Here is a 15,106-nt window from a genome sequence, read left to right as displayed (position 1 = left end):
TCGGCGACGGTTGCCGACGAGTGGCCCGACTTCCCCGTATTTCCCGCATTGCCCTCCCCTGCCTTCTCTGCCGTCTCCGGCATGTCTTCAGGAACGCCCATGTCCTCGCGCCCTCGCGCCGCGTGGCCCCTGGTCGCCGTGTTCACCGCCGGCTACCTCGCCGCCTATCTGCTCCCCACCATCGTCGGGCGGCTCTCCGTCTATCTCGGCCTCAGTACGGCGCAGGCCGGCCTGGTCGGCAGTGCCCTCCTGCTCAGTTCGGCGACCGCCGGGTTCACGCTGGCGGGCCGGGTCGAGACGTACGGGCCGCGGCGGCCGGCCCGGATCGGCCTGGCCCTGGCCATGGCGGGGTACGGCTGCGCCGCCCTGGCCGGGTCGGTACCGCTGGTGGTCATGGGGGTGGTGATCGGCGGCTTCGGCTCCGGTACGGCGACCGCGGTGGCCGCCTCGGGCATCGCCGCCCAGCGCGATCCGCACCGGACCTCGTCGCTCGGGCTGCTCAGCGTCTCCGCCACGGCGGGCGCCCTCTATCTGACGATCCCGCACCTCGGCGGCGGCCACCGGCTGCCGTTCGCCTCGATCGCCCTGGTCGCCCTGCTCGTCTGGCCCGCCACCGCACGGCTCGGCGGCGTCACGCCCACCGGCCCCGCCGCCCAGGTCGCCGGCCGGCTGCCGCACCGCCGTTCCGGTCTGGTGCTCGCGGGCGGCATGCTCGTCTGGTCCATGGCGCAGAACGCGCTGTGGGGCGTCAGCAGCCGGATCGGGGTGGTCCAGGTCGGACTCTCCGAGGTCACCATCGGAGCGGTGTTCGCCGCCGCGCTCGGCGCGGGTCTGCTCGGGGTGATGGGCGCCGGGATGCTGGGCGCGAGGCTCGGCCGGGCGGTGCCGATCGGTCTGGGCACCGTGATCATCGCGGCCAGCATCGTGCTCAGCTCGTCGGCGGGGAGCCTCGGTCGATTCGCGACCGGCGAGATCCTGTGGAACACCGTCTACCCGGTGGTCCTGTCGTATCTGATCGGCCTGGCCGCCTCCCTGGACGTACGCGGCCGCTGGGCGGTCCTCGCGGGCTCCGCGTCGTCCGTCGGGGTGGCCTGCGGTCCGGTCCTCGGCAGTGTGTTGTCCGAACAGGCCGGCTACCCGGTCATGGGCCTGGTCCTGGGCGCCGTCACGCTCCTGGTCGCGGCCCCGGTCACGGCCGTCGCCCTGCACACCGGTGGCCGCCCGCTGGTGCCGGGATCGGTGCGCCGCAGGGGTGGCGCCCCGGCCGCGCTGCTCGCCGTCACCACCGGAGCGGTGCCCGGCGCCGTGCCCAAGCTGGGCGCGCCCGAGCAGGCCGTCACGGAGATCAGCCTGCCGGTGCGCCGCAGGCGCCCGGTCCGGAACGCGTTCCGGACGGCCGGCCCGGCGGGCGGGGCCGGTCAGTCGAACGCGTACGCCTCGACCTCGGACAGATAACGCGCCCTGCGCTCCTCGTCGTGGTCGAGGAAGGCCGCTTCGAAGGAGTTGCGGGCCAGCGTGCGCAGCTGCTCGTGGTCCAGGCCGAGCGCCTCGTGGACGGCGTGGAAGGTGTCCCCGGCGTACCCGCCGAAGTAGGCGGGGTCGTCGGAGTTCACCGTGCAGAGCAGTCCGGCGGCCATCATGGCCCGCAGCGGGTGGTCCTCCAGGGTGTCGATGGCGCGCAGCCGTACGTTGGACAGCGGGCAGAGGGTGAGCGGCACCCGGTCCGCGACCAGCCGCTGCACCAGGTCCGGGTCCTCCATGCAACGCAGCCCGTGGTCGATGCGCTCGACCCCGAGGACGTCCAGGGCCTCCCGGATGTACTCGGGCGGGCCCTCCTCGCCGGCGTGGGCGACCTTGCGCAGCCCGAGCGCCCCGGCCGCCTCGTACACCTCACGGAACTTGACGGGCGGGTGGCCGACCTCCGCCGAGTCGAGGCCGACCGCGCTGATCCGGTGCAGATACGGCTTCGCCGCCTCCAGGGTCTCCAGCGCCGACCCGGCCGACCGGTCGCGCAGGAAGCACATGATCAGCTGGGTGGAGATGCCGTGCTTCTCCTCGCTGCGGTCCAGCGCCCGGCCGAGCCCCTCGACGACGGTGCCGATCGGGACGCCCCGGGCGGTGTGCGCCTGCGGGTCGAAGAAGATCTCCGCGTGCCGGACGCCCTGCGCGGCGGCGCGGGCGAGATACGCGTCGGCGAGCTCCTCGAAGTCCTCCTCGGTCCGCAGCACCGCCATCAGCGCGTAGTACAGGTCCAGGAAGCTCTGCAGGTCGTCGAAGAGGTAGGCGGTGCGGAGCTCCTCGGTGTCCGCGTACGGCAGCCGCACGCCGTTGCGCTCGGCGAGCGCGAAGGCCAGCTCGGGTTCGAGGGTGCCTTCGATGTGGAGGTGGAGTTCGGCCTTGGGGAGGTGCACGGGTTTTTCACGCTCACAGACGGTGGTGCTGATGTGGTGCTGGTGTGTTCAGAGGTGCCGGGTGGGCACGGGGACCCGGCCGAGGTCCTGGGCGACGGTCAGTTCGCCCTCGAACCCCGCCGCGCGGGCCTGGGTCTCGAAGGCGGCCGGGTCGTCGTACCGCTGCGAGAAGTGCGTCAGCACCAGGTGCCGTACGCCCGCGTCCCGGGCCACCCGGGCCGCCTGTCCGGCGGTCAGATGGCCGTGGTCGGTGGCGAGCCGTTCGTCCTCGTCGAGGAAGGTCGACTCGATGACCAGCAGATCGCAGCCCTCGGCGAGCACGTGCACGCCGTCGCAGAGCCTCGTGTCCATGATGAACGCGAACCGCTGGCCGCGCCTGCGCTCGGAGACGTCGTCGAGCGTGACGCCGCCGAGGGCGCCCTCGCGCTGGATCCGGCCGACGTCCGGCCCCTTGATGCCGTGCTCGGCGAGCTTCACGGGCAGCATCCGGCGCCCGTCGGGTTCGACGAGCCGGTAGCCGTACGACTCGACGGGGTGCGAGAGGCGGTGGGTGCTGAGCGTGTACGCGTCGGTGGTGGCGAGCACCCCGTCGGCGGCGACCGGGACCTCGGTCAGCTCGACGGACTCGCGGTAGGCGGTGGCGTACCGCAGCCGCTCGAAGAAGCGCTGCCCGCTCGCCGGGTAGTGCGCGGTGACCGGGTGCGGGACCTGGTCGAGGTTGATCCGCTGGATCACCCCGGCCAGGCCCAGCGAGTGGTCGCCGTGGAAGTGCGTGACGCAGATCCGATCGATGTCGTGCGCGGCGACGCCGGCCCGCAGCATCTGGCGCTGGGTGCCCTCACCGGGGTCGAAGAGGATGCCCTCGCCGTCCCAGCGCAGCAGATAGCCGTTGTGGTTGCGGTGCCTGGTCGGGACCTGGCTGGCGGTGCCGAGGACCACGAGTTCGCGTACGGACACGGTGTGCGATCGACCGTTCTAGCCGGGGGGCCACTGCAGTCCGCGGCCGCCCAGGACGTGGGCGTGCGCGTGGAAGACGGTCTGGCCGGCGCCGGAGCCGGTGTTGAAGACGACCCGGTAGCCGCTGTCCACGATCTTCTCGTCGGCGGCGACCTGCCCGGCCTCACGCAGTATGTCGGCGGCGATCGTCGGCTCGGCGGCGGCGAGCGCGGCGGCGTCCGGGTGGTGGACGCGCGGGATGACGAGTACGTGGGTGGGGGCCTGCGGGTTGATGTCCCGGAAGGCGACGGTGGTTTCGCTCTCGCGGACGATGGTTGCCGGGATCTCGCCCGAGACGATCTTGCAGAACAGGCAGTCGGGCTGCGGTTCTCCCGCCATGGGGCTGGCTCCTCGGGTCGATGGTGATCGTTGTACGGCATGCTATCGGGCCGCCTGCGGCGGGCGTTGTCCCCTGCCCGAAGCACCATTCGGCCCCTCGGGCGATCGAGGAGCGGGGGTCCGAGGGCGGAGCCCCCGGTTACGGAAAGGGGCGGGCAGGGGAACGAGCCCGCCGCAGGCGCACCGCACCCCCGACCCACACCCCGCCCCCACTCCCCTACGCCCCCGGCAGCTCCGGCAGCTCCGGCGCCCGCATGGCCGGCGTCTGCGCCAACGACGCCAGCGCGATCCGGATCGCCTCGTCCAACTGCGGATCCCGCCCCGCCACATGGTCCTGCGGTGTCATCACGACCTCGACATCGGGATCGACCCCGTGGTTCTCCACGCCCCAGCCGTAACCCTCGAACCAGAACGCGTACTTGGGCTGGGTGACCGACGTCCCGTCCACCAGCCGGTACTTGCTGTCGATGCCGACCACGCCGCCCCAGGTACGGGTACCGACGACCGGCCCGATGCGCAGCGCCTTGATCGCGGCGTTCACGACGTCTCCGTCCGAGCCGGAGAACTCGTTGGCCACGGCGACCACGGGGCCGCGCGGCGCGTCCTGCGGGTAGCTGAACGGCTGCATGCCGCGCGGCATGTCCCAGCCGACGACGCGGCGGGCGAGCTTCTCCACGATCAGCTGCGAGGTGTGGCCGCCGCGGTTCTCCCGGACGTCCACGACCAGCCCCTCGCGGGCCACTTCGATCCGCAGATCGCGGTGGAGCTGCGCCCAGCCCGAGCCGACCATGTCGGGGACGTGGAGGTAGCCGAGGCGCCCGCCGGACCGCTCGTGCACATGGGCCCGCCGGTCGGCGACCCACGCGTGGTAGCGCAGCGCCTCCTCGTCGGCGACCGGTACGACGACGACATGGCGGGGGTCGCCGCCGTCCACCGGTGAGATGGTCAGCTCGACCGGTTTGCCCGCCGAGCCGGTGAGCAGCGGTCCGGGCCCGGTCACCGGGTCGACCGGGCTGCCGTCGACGGCGAGGATCGCGTCCCCGGCGCGTACCGCCACCCCGGGCGCGGCGAGCGGCGAGCGGGCCTCCGGGTCGGAGGTCTCGGACGGCAGGATCCGGTCGATGCGCCAACCGCCCTCGTCCGTACGGGAGATGTCCGCACCGAGCAGTCCCTGCCGGGCCGAGTCGTCCCGCCATCCGCCGGGCGGGTTCACATAGGCGTGCGAGGTGCCGAGCTCCCCCTGCACCTCCCACAGCAGGTCCATCAGGTCGTCGTGGGTGGCGACCCGGTCCAGCACCGGGCGGTAGCGGTCCAGGACCCCGTCCCAGTCGAGGCCGCCCATGTCGGGGCGCCAGAAGTTGTCCCGCATGATGCGCCCGGCCTCGTCGTACATCTGGCGCCATTCGGCGGCCGGTTCGAGGGTCCGCCGGATCCGGGAGAGGTCGACGGTGACGCTGTCGCCGTCGTGGTCGTCGTCGGCCGGGGCCCGGCTGTCGGACGGTACGACGCGCAGCTTGCCCCGGGTGTGCAGGACGACCCGCTTGCCGTCCCCGCTGACCGCGAACCCCCTGACGTCCGAGGCGAGTTCCTCGCAGTGCAGCTTCTCCAGGTCGTACCGCTCCAGGACGGTCTCGGGCCGCCCGGAGTCGGGCGTGGCGCCGCTCGTACCGAGCACCCCGGTCACCGGGTGGCTCAGCCACAGCAGCCCGTCCTTCGCGGCGCGCAGCGTGGAGTAGCTGGCGGCCTCGACGGGCAGCGGCAGGATCCGGTCGGCGAGCCCTTCGAGGTCGACCCGGGTGACGGGCAGCGCGGTCGGGTTGTCCTGATCGCCCTCGCCGCCGCTCTTCTCCTTCTCGGTCGGGCGGCCGTGGCGCTGCGGTCCGAACGGGGAGGGCGTGGCGGCGGCGAGCGTCAGCAGATGCGGGCGGCAGGTGCCGATGAACGCCAGGTCGAAGACATGGGCGTCGTAGACCGGGTCGAAGGACCGCTCGGAGAGGAACGCGAGGTGCTTGCCGTCGCCGGTGAACGCGGGGGCGAAGTCCCGGAAGCGCAGCGGGGTGGCCTCGGCGACCGACAGATCGGCGAGGTGCGCGAGCTTGAGCTGGCTGAGCGGCTCGGGCCCGGGGTGGGACCAGGCGAGCCAGGAGGAGTCGGGTGAGAAGACGAGGCCGGAGGCGTCGCCGTGCTCGCTGCGGTCCACCTCGTGGACCTCGCCGCTCTCCCGCTCGACGATCAGGACCCGCCCGTCGTGCGCGGCGACGGCGAACCGGCTGCCGTCGGGGGCCGGGGCGAGGTCGAGGACCCTGCCGATCCGGCCCGCGGCGAGGCGGCGCGGTACGGCGCCGGGGGCGGTGCCGGTGGCGGGTGCGCACTCCAGGGCGTCGTCGCCCTCGGCGTCGGTGACCCAGACGACGTGCTGGTCGCCGTCGGCCTGGAAGGTGCGGGGCAGTCTGGCCCGTACGCCCGGTTCGACGGCGAGCGCGCGGGCCGGGCCCTCACGGTGGGTGACCCAGTGGACGGCGCCGCGCGTCCCGACGGCGCTGCCGCGGCCCGTACGGTCCGGGGACGCGCAGTCGAGGTGGCTGCCGGCGTGCACGGAGTGCGGCTGGAGGTCGGTGCGCTGACCGCCGAGCCGGATGTCGAGGCGGCGGGGTCCGTCGCCTCCGAGGTCGTCCAGCAGCCAGAGTTCACCGGCCGACGCGTAGGCGACGCGGCTGCCGTCGGTGGTCGCGTGGCGGGCGTAGAAGCCCTCGATGCCGGTATGGCGGCGCAGGTCGGAGCCGTCGGGGAGCGAGGAGTAGACCGCGCCGACGCCTTCGTGGTCGGAGAGGAATGCGACGCGCTCCCCCACCCACATCGGGCACTCGATGTTCCCGTCGAGCTCCGCGTGGAGCCGTACGAACTCCGCCGGGCCGTCCGCCGGGGGCTCCTGCTCGATCCACAACTTGCCTGCGGTGCCACCCCGGTAGCGCTTCCAGGCGGCGGCCTCGCGTCCCATGGTGACCGCGAGCAGCAGGACCCGGCCGCCGGGCCCGTACGCGACGGAACCGACCGGCCCGTACGGCAGGGTCCGTGCGGGTCCGCCGTCGACCGGGACGGCCCTGGCCCAGGTGCGCCGGAGCGACGCCTGCCCCTGGGCGCTGATGGCCAGCACCTCGCCCCCGGGCGTCCAGCCGTGGACGGCGGTCCGCGCGTCGCCCCAGTAGGTGAGCCGCTGGGAGGGGCCGCCGTCGGCAGGCGCGATGTGTACCTCGGGTGCCCCGTCCCGGGTGGACGTCCAGGCGACCCGGGTTCCGTCGGGCGATATCCGTGGATTTGTGACAGGCCGGTTGTCGGCACTGACGCGCCAGGCTCGGCCGCCGTCCAGCGGCGCCAGCCAGACATCGTCCTCGGCGGTGAAGGCGATCGAATCGCCCTGGACATGGGGGTATCGGAGGTAGGCAGGCTGCGTCACATCGATCACCCTAGGCCTCGGCCCTGCTGTGCGTAACCGGGTTGGCCGGAGTCCGACGGGCCGCCGCGCGCCGGACCGGCTCACTTGCCCATGGGCGTTTCGGTCACCGTCACCGTGACGGTGACCGCCGGCCGGACGCCGGAACCGCCGCCGGCCGGCGGCGGTGGATTCCACACGGCGGTCGAGGGGACGGCGTCGCAGTTGCCGAGCACATCCGCCCGGAAGACGGCCTTCCCGCCCGTCTTCGCGGTCAGGTCCCCCCGTACGCACCGCCCGCCGAGCTCCTGGGTGACCTTGCCGGTGAGGGTGATGGCCTCGCCCTTCGCGGACTTGCCGGTGCAGTCGACGGCCGCGATCCGGCGTGCGGACACGGCGGGCGACGCGCCCACGGTCCGGTCCCCGTCGACTCCGGCGGTGCAGTTCAGCCATTGCACGTCGACCCCGTTGCGCTCCAGTGCGCCGGTGCCGACCCGGTCGGTGGTCACGGCGATGGACGCGGAATTCAGCCCGCCCGCGGGCTCACAGGCGGCGGCACCCGCGACCGCCGCGACCACGAGTGCGGACACGGCCAGAAAGCGCCGTCCTCTTCCCTGACCCCATGCCCTTGATGTCCCCATACGGGCAGCTTCCCACCGTTACCCACCGGACGGTAGACGGCGTGCGGTCGTGCTGGGGGGCGCCGCCGGGGCGCGCGAAGGGGCTCCGGCCGACCGGCAGTTGACGGCCGGGCTCACGACCAGCGGCCGGTGCGCCCCAGCAGCAGTGCCGTCGCCGCCGTGCCCGCCGTCGAGGTGCGCAGGACGCTCGCCCCGAGCCGGCAGGTCCGGGCGCCCGCCGCGGCGAAGACCGCCAGCTCGTCCGGCGATACACCGCCCTCGGGGCCGACGACCAGCACGATCTCGCCCTGGGCGGGGAGCCGGACAGTGGCCAGCGGCTCACTGCTGTGCCCCCGGTCCTCGTGCAGGACGGCGGCGAAGTCCGCCGTGGCGACGAGCGCGGCGACCTGTTTGGTCGTCATCACGTCGGCCACATCGGGGAAGCGCACCCGACGGGACTGCTTGCCCGCCTCCCGGGCGGTGTTGCGCCACTTCGCCAGGGACTTGAGGCCGCGGTCGCCCTTCCACTGCGTGATGCAGCGCGCTGCCTGCCAGGGCACGACCGCGTCGACACCGGTCTCCGTCATCGTCTCCACGGCGACCTCGCCGCGGTCCCCCTTGGGCAGGGCCTGGACGACGGTGATGCGGGGAGCGGGCCGGGGCTCCTCCCGGATCCCGGTCAGATCGGTGACGACGAGCCGGTCCTTGCCCTCGGCGGCCAGGACGATGCCTTCCGTCCAGTGGCCGCGCCCGTCGGTGAGCACGACGTCCTCGCCGGCGCGCAGCCGCTTCACCGACACGGCGTGCCGGCCCTCGGGCCCCTCCAGGACGAACTCGGGCCCGCCGGGGACCTGTTCGACGACGAAGACCGGTGCGGTCACTGCGTACTCCCTGTGCTCACTGCCGTCCGTGCGGCGTCCAGTTCTTCGGCGAGCAGCCGGACCAGTCGGCCGGCCGGCAGCTCGCGTGCCATCCGGTGTCCCTGCCCCGCCCACAGGGCCATGCCCTGCGCGTCCCCGGCCTTCGCCGCCGCCTTGCGCAGTCCGGCGGTCAGATAGTGGACCTGCGGGTAGGCCGCGGGGGCGTACGGGCCGTGCTCGCGCATGAACCGGTTGACCAGACCGCGGGCCGGGCGGCCGGAGAACGCCCGGGTCAGGGCGGTCCGTACGAACAGCGGGTTGGTCAGCGCCTGCTTGTGCAGCGGACTCGCCCCGGACTCGGGGCAGACGAGGAACGCCGTACCGAGCTGCGCCGCCTCCGCGCCCGCGGCGAGCACCGCGGCGATCTGGGACCCGCGCATCAGCCCGCCCGTGGCGACGATCGGTATCTGGACGGTCTCGCGGACCTGGGACACCAGCGAGAGCAGCCCGATCCCGGCGCCGTCGGCCTGCGGGTCGTCGCGGTGGGTGGACTGATGGCCGCCCGCCTCGATGCCCTGGACGCAGACCGCGTCGGCGCCCGCCCACTGGGCGGCCTGGGCCTCCTCGGGCGTGGTGACCGTCACGACGGTGTACGTGCCGACGCCGGCGAACGCGTCGAGGGTGTCGCGGGTCGGGCAGCCGAAGGTGAACGAGACGGCCGGGACCGGGTCCTCCAGGAGGATGGCCAGTTTGGCGTCGTAGTTGTCGTCGCCGCCGCTGGAGTCCGGGTCGCCGAGCGGGGTCTCGTACCAGGCGGCCTCGCCCGCGAGCTGATGCCGGTACACCTCGACGGCGCTCGGGTCGGCGAGCGCCGGCTGCGGCATGAAGAGATTGACGCCGAAGGGCTGACCGGTCAGCCCTCGCAGCTGTTTGATCTCGTTGTACATGCCGTCCGCCGTCTTGTACCCGGCGGCGAGAAAACCGAGCCCGCCCGCCTCGGAGACGGCCGCGACGAGCTGCGGGGAGGACGTGCCCCCCGCCATCGGGGCCTGCACGATCGGATACCGGCAGAGATCGGTCAACGCGGATGACATGACCGCATCGTGTCACGTCCCGCGCGGCCCGGTGTGCCCGGGACGGGGTCCGCTTTGTACTCAAACGCCGGACGGGCCCGTCGAGCGGGCCCGTCCGGCGTCCGGGAACGGTGTGCCGGGTCGGTCAGCGGCCGTTGAAGGCGTCCTTCAGCCGGGAGAACAGCCCCTGCTGGCCGGGCTGGAACTGGCCGGTGGGCCGCTCCTCGCCGCGCAGCTTCGCCAGGTCCCGCAGCAGTCGCTCCTGCTCCGGGTCCAGCTTCGTCGGGGTCATCACCTCGACGTGCACGATCAGATCGCCGCGCCCGCCGCCCCGCAGGTGAGTGATGCCGCGTCCGTGCAGCGGGACCGACTGGCCGGACTGGGTGCCCGGCCGGATGTCGACCTCCTCCAGGCCGTCGAGCGTCTCCAGCGGCACCTTGGTGCCGAGCGCGCCCGCCGTCATGGGGATGGTGACCGTGCAGTGCAGATCGTCGCCGCGGCGCTGGAACACCGCGTGCGAGAGCTCGTGGATCTCCACGTACAGGTCGCCGGCCGGGCCGCCGCCGGGGCCGACCTCGCCCTCGCCCGCGAGCTGGATGCGGGTGCCGTTGTCCACACCGGCGGGGATCTTCACGGTGAGCGTGCGGCGCGACCGGATGCGGCCGTCGCCGGCGCACTCCGGGCACGGGGTCGGCACGACCGTGCCGAAGCCCTGGCACTGCGGGCAGGGCCGCGAGGTCATGACCTGGCCGAGGAAGGACCGGGTGACCTGGGAGACCTCGCCGCGGCCGCGGCACATGTCACAGGTCTGGGCGGAGGTGCCGGGTGCGGCACCCTCGCCACTGCAGGTCGTACAGACGACTGCCGTGTCGACCTGGATGTCCTTGGTGGTGCCGAACGCGGCCTCGGCGAGATCGATCTCCAGCCGGATCATCGCGTCCTGGCCGCGCCGGGTGCGCGAACGGGGTCCGCGCTGCGACGACGTGCCGAAGAACGCGTCCATGATGTCGGAGAAGTTGCCGAAGCCGCCCTGTCCGAATCCGCCCGCGCCGGCGCCGCCGGAGGCGGACAGCGGGTCGCCGCCGAGGTCGTAGACCTGCTTCTTCTGCGGGTCCGACAGCACCTCGTAGGCGGCGTTGATCTCCTTGAACCGCTCCTGGGTCTTCGGATCGGGGTTGACATCCGGGTGCAGCTCGCGGGCGAGCCGACGGAATGCCTTCTTGATCTCGTCCTGGGATGCGTCGCGGCGTACGCCGAGTACGGCGTAGTAGTCCGTGGCCACTTACGACTCCGCCAGGATCTGTCCGACGTAACGTGCCACTGCGCGTACCGCTCCCATCGTTCCGGGGTAGTCCATGCGGGTCGGTCCGACCACGCCGAGTTTGGCGACTGCCTCGTCGCCCGAACCGTAGCCGACCGCGACGACGGACGTGGAGTTGAGCCCCTCGTGGGCGTTCTCGTGCCCGATACGTACGGTCATGCCCGAGTCCTTGGCCTCGCCGAGCAGCTTCAGCAGCACGACCTGCTCCTCCAGTGCCTCCAGCACCGGCCGGATCATCACAGGGAAGTCGTGCCCGAAGCGGGTGAGGTTGGAGGTGCCGCCGATCATCAGCCGCTCCTCCGTCTCCTCGACAAGGGTTTCGAGCAGGGTCGAGAGCACGGTGGACACGGTTCCCCGGTCCTCGCTCTCGAAGGATTCCGGCAGATCCTGCACCAGCTGCGGGACGTCCGCGAAACGGCGTCCGACGACCCGGCTGTTGAGCCGGGCCCGCAGATCGGCGAGAGAGGTCTCGCCGAACGGGGCGGGGCAGTCGATCATGCGCTGTTCGACCCGGCCGGTGTCCGTGATCAGCACGAGCATCAGCCGGGCGGCTGCCAGTGACAGCAGCTCCACATGCCGCACCGTCGACCGGGTCAGCGAGGGGTACTGCACGATGGCGACCTGCCGGGTCAGCTGCGCGAGCAGCCGTACGGTGCGGCCCACGACGTCGTCGAGGTCGACCGCGCCGTCGAGGAAATTGTGAATGGCACGGCGCTCCGGCGACGAGAGGGGCTTGACCCCCGCGAGCCTGTCGACGAAGAGCCGGTAGCCCTTGTCCGTCGGGATGCGTCCGGCACTGGTGTGGGGCTGGGCGATGAAGCCCTCGTCCTCCAGCACCGCCATGTCGTTGCGGACGGTCGCCGGGGAGACCCCCAGCTTGTGCCGCTCGGTGAGCGCCTTGGAGCCGACGGGCTCCTCCGTGCCGACATAGTCCTGGACGATGGCGCGAAGCACTTCGAGTCTGCGTTCGCTGAGCATCGCGCACACCTCCAGCTGTGTTTCCTCGTGGTTCTCGGGTCGTTCCTGTTCCTGTGCCCAGGAATCCGCTTGGCACTCTGTCAACGCGAGTGCCAGCAATCCCCCGGCCAGTGTACGGCGGCCGAGTGGGGGCCTAGCAAGGGCGACCGGCCACGCTACCGCGAGACCGTGCAGGTCGTTTGCCGATAGCGTCCCGGTATGGATGCCTCTTGGGAAGAGTTCGGATGGGAGCGACTCGGTCACGGAGTGGGCAGGCGGCGCCTTCCCGGGTGGGACGCGACCGTCGCACTGGTGGCCGGAACCGACGGAGTGCTCCTCTACGACACCGGATCGACGCTCCGTGAGGGTGCCGAGGTGCGGTCCCAGACCCAGGCTCTGCTCGGCCGGAGGGTGACGCATATCGCACTCAGCCATCCCCATTTCGACCACGTCCTGGGCACCGCCGCGTTCTCCGGCGCCGAGGTGTACGGGGCGGTCGGCATGGCGGAGCTGCTGGAGCGGGGGACGGACGACCTGCACAGCTCGGCGGTGCGTCACGGAGTCGGCGAGCACGACGCGGCGGAGGCCGTCGACGCGCTGGTGGTGCCGCGGCACGAGGTGCGCGGCGAGTGGACGCTCGATCTGGGCGGCGGGCGCGAGGTGCTGCTGGCCGACGTGGGCCCCGCACACAGCGGCCACGACCTCGTGGCGGTCGTCCCCGGCTCCCCCGCGATCGTGCTCTGCGGCGACCTGGTCGAGGAGTCCGGCGAGCCGCAGGCGGGCCGGGACGCGTTCCCGTCCCGCTGGCCGGCCTCGCTGGACCGGCTGCTGGCGCTGGGCGGCGAGGACGCGGTGTACGTGCCGGGGCACGGGGCGGTGGTGGACGCGGCGTTCGTACGGGAACAGCGCGAACAACTGGCCGTACGCTTCGGCGTGTCGTGACCCTCGGGGCCTGGTCGTCCTATCGTCGTCCGATGCGCAGCTACCAGCCGGACCTGACCCCGCCGTGGAAGAGGTCCGCCCCCGTCCCCGAGGTCCCCGCCGAACCCGATCTGGTCGTGGAGGAGGTCTCCACCGGATTCTGCGGTGCGGTGATCCGCTGCGAGAAGACGGCCCAGGGTCCGACGGTGACCCTGGAGGACCGCTTCGGCAAGCACCGGGTGTTCCCGATGGAACCGCGGGGCTTCCTGCTGGAGGGCCGGGTGGTCACCCTCGTACGCCCCTCGGCCGCCGCTCCGGTGCGCGCCGCCCGTACGGCCTCGGGTTCGGTCGCGGTCCCCGGGGCGCGTGCCCGGGTCGCGCGGGCGGGACGGATCTATGTGGAGGGCCGGCACGACGCGGAGCTGGTCGAGCGGGTCTGGGGCGACGACCTGCGGATCGAGGGCGTGGTCGTCGAATACCTGGAGGGCATCGACGACCTCCCCGCCATCGTGCGCGAGTTCTCCCCCGGCCCGGACGCCAGGCTGGGCGTCCTGGTCGACCACCTGGTGCCCGGCTCCAAGGAGTCCCGGATCGCCGCTCAGGTCTCGGACGCGAACGTGCTGGTGGTCGGCCACCCCTACATCGACGTGTGGGAGGCGGTGAAGCCGTCCTCCGCGGGCATCACGGCCTGGCCGGTGGTCCCGCGCGGCCAGGACTGGAAGACGGGCGTGTGCCGCGCGCTCGGCTGGCCGGAGAACACCGGCGCGGCCTGGCAGCGGATCCTGGCCACGGTCCACTCGTACCGGGACCTGGAGCCGGCCCTGCTGGGTTCGGTGGAGCACCTGATCGACTTCGTGACAGCGCCGGCACCGTAGCCCGCCGGTCCGCGCCCCCGCCCCGCGGCCCCGGCCCTCAGTCCACCAGGTCCCGCACCACCGCGTCCGCCAGCAACCGCCCCCGCAACGTCAGCACCGCCCGCCCCCGCTCGTACGGGCCGGGCTCCAGGAGGCCGTCCGCCAGGGCGCGGCGGGAAGCGGCCAGCCCGGCCGGGGCCAGGATGCCGAGGGGACAGCCGTCCGCGAGCCGGAGCTCCAGCAGGATCCGCTCGACCCGCCGGTCCTCCTCGGAGAGGATCTCGCGTCCGGCCCCCGGCGACCGCCCCTCGGCCAGCGCCTGGGCGTACGCGCCCGGGTGCTTCACGTTCCACCAGCGCACCCCGCCGACATGGCTGTGCGCCCCGGGCCCGGCGCCCCACCAGTCGGCCCCGCGCCAGTACAGCTCGTTGTGCAGGCACCGGCCCTCGGGCGTACGGGACCAGTTCGACACCTCGTACCAGGAGAAGCCCGCCGCGGCCATCGCCTCGTCCGCGATCAGATACCGGTCCGCGTGCGCGTCGTCGTCGGTCATCGGGATCTCGCCGCGCCGGATCCGCCGGGCCAGCCGGGTGCCCTCCTCGACGATCAGCGCGTACGCCGACACATGGTCCGGCCCGGCGCCGATCGCCGCGTCCAGCGAGGCCCGCCAGTCGTCGTCGGACTCCCCCGGCGTGCCGTAGATCAGGTCGAGGTTGACGTGCTCGAAGCCCGCCTCGCGGGCCTCGGCGACACATGCCTCGGGCCGGCCCGGCGTGTGCGTACGGTCCAGGATCTTCAGCACGTGCTGCCGGGCGCTCTGCATCCCGAACGAGATCCGGTTGAAGCCGCCCTCCCGCAGCTCGGCGAGATACGCCGGACCGACGGACTCCGGGTTGGCCTCGGTGGTGATCTCGGCGTCGTCCGCGAGCCCGAACTCCTCACGGATCGCCCCCAGCATCCGGACCAGGTCCGCGGCGGCGAGCAGCGTCGGCGTACCGCCGCCGACGAAGACGGTGCGGACCGGGCGCGGATCGTCGCCGAGGACCTTGCGGGCCTGGCGGACCTCGCCGATCAGATGCTCGGCGTAGTTGTCCCGGGAGGCCAGCGCGCCGCCGGAGCCGCGCAGCTCGGTCGCGGTGTAGGTGTTGAAGTCGCAGTAGCCGCAGCGGGTCGCGCAGTACGGCACGTGCAGGTAGAAGCCGAGCGGCCGGCCGGCGGCGCCTTCCAGGGCATGGCGGGGCAGCGCCCCGTCGTCGGGTACGGATTCACCATCGGGCAGTACGGAAGGCATACCGCCCATTGTCGCTCGCCGCCGGGGAACCCT

General features: G+C 72.9%; 13 protein-coding genes. 3 read left to right on the top strand and 10 right to left on the bottom strand.

Features of this window, described 5'->3' with window-relative positions:
* Positions 1-99 precede the first annotated feature (99 nt).
* Positions 100-1,455 carry an MFS transporter gene (locus tag OG611_RS14430; protein WP_266419414.1) on the top strand — a complete coding sequence of 452 codons (1,356 nt, stop codon included), beginning with the start codon at positions 100-102 and terminating at the stop codon, positions 1,453-1,455.
* On the opposite strand, the gene OG611_RS14425 is transcribed toward OG611_RS14430, so the two are convergent.
* The 9 genes from OG611_RS14425 to hrcA form a co-directional block, all read right to left on the bottom strand.
* Entirely contained in the window at positions 1,419-2,411 is a 993-nt protein-coding gene (locus tag OG611_RS14425; protein WP_266419413.1) for an adenosine deaminase, read from the bottom strand. The genes OG611_RS14430 and OG611_RS14425 overlap by 37 nt on opposite strands.
* Before the next feature lie 48 nt (positions 2,412-2,459).
* The gene (locus OG611_RS14420) at positions 2,460-3,368 is read right to left on the bottom strand and encodes a ribonuclease Z (protein WP_266419411.1); all 909 of its coding nucleotides are present in this window, start codon (positions 3,366-3,368) and stop codon (positions 2,460-2,462) included.
* Between the two features lie 18 nt (positions 3,369-3,386).
* A complete protein-coding gene (locus tag OG611_RS14415) occupies positions 3,387-3,746 on the bottom strand; it encodes a histidine triad nucleotide-binding protein (protein ID WP_266419408.1) in 360 nt (119 codons plus the stop codon).
* Between the two features lie 217 nt (positions 3,747-3,963).
* Positions 3,964-7,200 (bottom strand): S41 family peptidase, encoded by a 3,237-nt coding sequence (locus OG611_RS14410; RefSeq protein ID WP_266419405.1) that lies wholly within the window; start codon positions 7,198-7,200, stop codon positions 3,964-3,966.
* An 80-nt stretch (positions 7,201-7,280) separates the two neighbouring features.
* Positions 7,281-7,766 (bottom strand): hypothetical protein, encoded by a 486-nt coding sequence (locus OG611_RS14405; RefSeq protein WP_266419403.1) that lies wholly within the window; start codon positions 7,764-7,766, stop codon positions 7,281-7,283.
* Between the two features lie 164 nt (positions 7,767-7,930).
* Positions 7,931-8,677, bottom strand: coding sequence for a 16S rRNA (uracil(1498)-N(3))-methyltransferase (locus OG611_RS14400; RefSeq protein ID WP_266419400.1), 747 nt, complete (start codon positions 8,675-8,677; stop codon positions 7,931-7,933).
* Positions 8,674-9,750, bottom strand: coding sequence for a nitronate monooxygenase (locus OG611_RS14395; protein WP_266419398.1), 1,077 nt, complete (start codon positions 9,748-9,750; stop codon positions 8,674-8,676). Before OG611_RS14395 ends, OG611_RS14400 begins: the two co-directional genes overlap by 4 nt.
* A 124-nt stretch (positions 9,751-9,874) precedes the next feature.
* The gene (gene dnaJ / locus OG611_RS14390) at positions 9,875-11,011 is read right to left on the bottom strand and encodes a molecular chaperone DnaJ (RefSeq protein ID WP_266419396.1); all 1,137 of its coding nucleotides are present in this window, start codon (positions 11,009-11,011) and stop codon (positions 9,875-9,877) included.
* Positions 11,012-12,028 carry a heat-inducible transcriptional repressor HrcA gene (gene hrcA, locus OG611_RS14385; protein WP_266419393.1) on the bottom strand — a complete coding sequence of 339 codons (1,017 nt, stop codon included), beginning with the start codon at positions 12,026-12,028 and terminating at the stop codon, positions 11,012-11,014. It abuts the gene before it with no gap.
* A 198-nt stretch (positions 12,029-12,226) separates the two neighbouring features.
* Between hrcA and OG611_RS14380 the strand changes: the two genes are divergently transcribed.
* Both OG611_RS14380 and OG611_RS14375 read left to right on the top strand, forming a co-directional pair.
* The gene (locus OG611_RS14380; protein ID WP_266419389.1) at positions 12,227-12,949 is read left to right on the top strand and encodes an MBL fold metallo-hydrolase; all 723 of its coding nucleotides are present in this window, start codon (positions 12,227-12,229) and stop codon (positions 12,947-12,949) included.
* A gap of 32 nt (positions 12,950-12,981) precedes the next feature.
* Positions 12,982-13,803 (top strand): DUF3097 domain-containing protein, encoded by an 822-nt coding sequence (locus tag OG611_RS14375; RefSeq protein WP_266419387.1) that lies wholly within the window; start codon positions 12,982-12,984, stop codon positions 13,801-13,803.
* 37 nt (positions 13,804-13,840) lie between these two features.
* Here OG611_RS14375 and hemW read toward each other — a convergent pair whose 3' ends face one another.
* Positions 13,841-15,082, bottom strand: coding sequence for a radical SAM family heme chaperone HemW (gene hemW, locus OG611_RS14370; protein WP_266419385.1), 1,242 nt, complete (start codon positions 15,080-15,082; stop codon positions 13,841-13,843).
* Positions 15,083-15,106 lie beyond the last annotated feature (24 nt).

Source organism: Streptomyces sp. NBC_01363 (assembly GCF_026340595.1).
Classification (GTDB): domain Bacteria; phylum Actinomycetota; class Actinomycetes; order Streptomycetales; family Streptomycetaceae; genus Streptomyces.
This window is presented reverse-complemented; position numbering and strand designations above follow the sequence as displayed.

What these genes read in the sequence shown, in the direction of transcription:
- OG611_RS14430 (WP_266419414.1), top strand. Translation starts at nt 100, where the DNA reads ATGTCCTCGCGCCCTCGCGCCGCGTGGCCCCTGGTCGCCGTGTTCACC.
- OG611_RS14415 (WP_266419408.1), bottom strand. Translation starts at nt 3,746, where the DNA reads ATGGCGGGAGAACCGCAGCCCGACTGCCTGTTCTGCAAGATCGTCTCG.
- OG611_RS14395 (WP_266419398.1), bottom strand. Translation starts at nt 9,750, where the DNA reads ATGTCATCCGCGTTGACCGATCTCTGCCGGTATCCGATCGTGCAGGCC.
- hrcA (WP_266419393.1), bottom strand. Translation starts at nt 12,028, where the DNA reads ATGCTCAGCGAACGCAGACTCGAAGTGCTTCGCGCCATCGTCCAGGAC.
- OG611_RS14380 (WP_266419389.1), top strand. Translation starts at nt 12,227, where the DNA reads ATGGATGCCTCTTGGGAAGAGTTCGGATGGGAGCGACTCGGTCACGGA.
- OG611_RS14375 (WP_266419387.1), top strand. Translation starts at nt 12,982, where the DNA reads ATGCGCAGCTACCAGCCGGACCTGACCCCGCCGTGGAAGAGGTCCGCC.
- hemW (WP_266419385.1), bottom strand. Translation starts at nt 15,082, where the DNA reads ATGGGCGGTATGCCTTCCGTACTGCCCGATGGTGAATCCGTACCCGAC.